The organism is Neisseria sp. HMSC070F02, from assembly GCF_001814225.1.
Lineage (GTDB): Bacteria > Pseudomonadota > Gammaproteobacteria > Burkholderiales > Neisseriaceae > Neisseria > Neisseria meningitidis.
The window spans coordinates 17,843-19,981 of the sequence record NZ_KV815414.1; the positions used below are offsets into that span (position 1 = coordinate 17,843).

A 2,139-nucleotide genomic window follows, 5' to 3' on the forward strand; every position below is an offset into this window, starting at 1 on the left:
GAATCGTTCTCTTTGAGCTAAGGCGAGGTAACGCTGTACTGGTTTTTGTTAATCCACTATAACGCAAGCACCGCAAAGACGCGCCAACCCTCTCCCAACCTTTTTTCAGACGGCATTTTCGGTAATCTGCTAAAATCGCCCGCTTGAGTTTCCACAGAAAAATCCGAAAAATGAATATTTTTTACGAAGAGTCCGGCCAATTCAAAATCGCCGCCATCATCCAAAAAAACGATGCCACCTACCAAGTCGATACCCCACACGGCAAACGCACCAAAGTGAAGGCGAACAACGTCTTTGCCGAGTTTGACGGCGATATGGCGGCGTTTTTGGAAAACGCGCAGGCACAGGCGGCGGACATCGACACCGATTTATTGTGGGAAGTATGCGGCGAAGAGGAATTTACCGCCGAAGCCATCGCCGAAGAATATTACGGCCATGCGCCGACCAAAACCGAGCTGGCGGCAACTTTGATTGCGCTTTACGCCGCGCCGATGTATTTCTACAAAAAAGCCAAAGGCGTGTTCAAAGCCGCGCCCGAAGAAACCTTAAAACAAGCACTTGCCGCCATCGAACGCAAAAAACAGCAAGACGCGCAAATCGACGCTTGGGCGGAAGCCTTGAAACGCGGCGAGATGCCGTCTGAAATCGCGGCGGATTTGAAAACCATCCTGCACGCTCCCGACAAGCAGTCGCTGACCTACAAAGCCTTTACCAAAGCCGCCGACGCGCTGAAAACCTCTGCCTACGAATTGGCGAAAAAAACGGGCGGCATTACGTCCATTCCCCAATACCTGCAAGACGGGTTTGAAATCAAATACTTCCCTAAAGGAACAGGCTTCCCCGACCTTGCCCTTCCCGAAATGCCCGACCTGCCCAAGGCCGACGTTACCGCCTTTTCCATTGACGACGAATCGACCACCGAAGTGGACGACGCTTTAAGCCTGACCGACTTGGACAACGGCACGAAGCGTGTCGGCATCCACATCGCCGCGCCGTCACTTGCCGTTAAACCGGGCGACAAAATGGAAAAAAACATCATGGAACGCTTGAGCACGGTTTATTTCCCCGGCGGCAAAATCACGATGCTGCCCGAAAACTGGATTGCCGCGTTCAGCCTTGATGCAGGCGCACACCGCCCTGCCGTCAGCATTTATTTCGATGTGGACGGCGAGTTCAACGTCGGCGCGCCGACCTGCAAAATCGAAGCGGTCAACATCTCCGAAAACCTGCGTATCCAAGCCATCGAACCGCATTTCAACGCCGAAGCGGGCTTGGACGAAGCGGGCGAAATGATGTTCGCCCACCATCAAGACCTGATTTGGTTTTATCAATTCGCCATCACCCTGCAAAAAGCGCGCGGCAAATACGAGCCCAACCGTGCGCCGCAATACGATTACAGCATCGAATTGGATAAAGAAGACAACGTATCCGTCGTCCGCCGCGAACGCGGCTCACCCATCGATACGCTGGTCAGCGAGATGATGATTCTTGCCAACAGCACTTGGGCACAAATGCTCCATGACAACGACCTGCCCGGCCTCTTCCGCGTCCAACCCACCGGAAAAGTACGCATGAGCACCAAATCCGAGCCGCATATCGGCATGGGCGTGCAGCATTACGGCTGGTTTACCTCGCCGCTGCGCCGCGCCGCCGACTACATCAACCAAAAGCAGCTGATCAGCCTGATAGACGACACTGCCGAGCCGCTGTATCAAAACAGCGATGCCGAGCTTTTCGCCGCACTGCGCGACTTTGATGCCGCCTATACCGCCTACGCCGATTTCCAACGGCAGATGGAAGCCTACTGGAGCCTTGTGTACCTGCAACAGCAAGGTACAAGCGAGCTGACCGCGACCATCCTCAAAGAAGACCTCGTCCGCATCGAAGGCCTGCCGCTGGTCACGCGCGCAACCGGTATTCCGTTTGACGCGCTGCCCAAATCGCAGGCATTGTTTAAAATTACCGGACTCGACCCGGAAAAGCAGTTTGTCTCGCTCAACTACATCAAGGCAGTCGCACCCGCGGGTACAACGGCAGGCAATGCCGTCTGAAGCCCGATACGGCAAACTCCGGCAACAAAAAACGGACGGCAAAAAGGCAAGATAAAATGTTATATAAATGTAAAATCAAAAAGTTAGA

General features: G+C 53.9%; 1 protein-coding gene. It reads left to right on the forward strand.

All coding sequences use genetic code 11. The annotated features are described in order from the left end of the window. The first annotated feature begins 170 nt into the window (after positions 1–170). Positions 171–2,051, forward strand: coding sequence for a ribonuclease catalytic domain-containing protein (locus HMPREF2959_RS04920; RefSeq protein ID WP_002243217.1), 1,881 nt, complete (start codon positions 171–173; stop codon positions 2,049–2,051). The last annotated feature ends 88 nt before the right edge of the window (positions 2,052–2,139 follow it).